This is a genomic window from Paraburkholderia atlantica (assembly GCF_009362785.1).
GTDB classification, from domain to species: Bacteria; Pseudomonadota; Gammaproteobacteria; order Burkholderiales; family Burkholderiaceae; genus Paraburkholderia; species Paraburkholderia atlantica.
In genome coordinates, this window is the sequence record NZ_WHNQ01000203.1 from 1 (window position 1) to 955 (window position 955).

Genomic DNA, 955 nt, shown 5'->3' on the forward strand with positions numbered 1-955 from the left:
GGCTGATGACTATTCTCGGCGCGGTTGTTGACGCGGGCGCTGGCTTTGACGAACACATGCGTGACGTTCGCCAGTTCGGGGATCTCCGCTTTCGCGGCCGGATAGCTGCGCAACTGATCGGTGACAATCCTTCGTGGCGTGTCGGCACAGGCGGCCAGCACGCGGTTGAAGAAACGCTTTGCTGCGGCCTTGTCGCGATGTTTCTGCAGCAGGATGTCGAGTTCGGCGCCGTGCTGGTCGACTGCCCGCCAGAGCAGATAAGGCTCACCGCGCAACGTAACGAAGACTTCGTCCAGATTCCATGTGCGCCCAGGCTTGCGGCGAGCAGCTTTGACGCGGTGTGCGAAGCCCGCGCCGAATTTGTCGCACCAGCGGCGGATCGTCTCGTAACTGACAACGACACCGCGCTCGAACAGCAGTTCTTCAATGTCACGCAGGCTAAGCTGGAACCGGAAATACCACCGGACCGCGAGACTAATGATTGCCGCCGGGAACCGGTGGCCGTGATAAAGCGATTTTCTTTTCTTCATCGTGACATCTTACGTGACTACCTCGCCAACGTGACAGTGCCCGCACATGGCATCTGGACGAAGTCTTCGTTACGTTGCGCGGTGAGCCTTATCTGCTCTGGCGGGCAGTCGACCAGCACCGCGCCGGACTCGACATCCTGCTGCAGAAACATCGCGACAAGGCCGCAGCAAAGCGTTTCTTCAACCGCGTGCTGGCCGCCTGTGCCGACACGCCACGAAGGATTGTCACCGATCAGTTGCGCAGCTATCCGGCCGCGAAAGCGGAGATCCCCGAACTGGCGAACGTCACGCATGTGTTCGTCAAAGCCAGCGCCCGCGTCAACAACCGCGCCGAGAATAGTCATCAGCCAACCCGGGAACGCGAACGGCGTATGCGGGGCTTCCGCCTGCCCGAGCGCACTCAAGCTTTCCTGTCGAACTTCGGC

General features: G+C 60.7%; 1 protein-coding gene and 1 pseudogene. One reads left to right on the forward strand and one right to left on the reverse strand.

Going from position 1 to position 955, the window contains the following annotated elements; genetic code table 11:
- Positions 1–530: IS6 family transposase (locus GCT19_RS42245; RefSeq protein ID WP_152855108.1), on the reverse strand; the 530-nt coding region annotated here is incomplete at its 3' end.
- Between the two features lie 38 nt (positions 531–568).
- Here GCT19_RS42245 and GCT19_RS42250 point away from each other — a divergent pair.
- Positions 569–955, forward strand: a pseudogene (locus GCT19_RS42250) (IS6 family transposase); the annotation flags it as partial.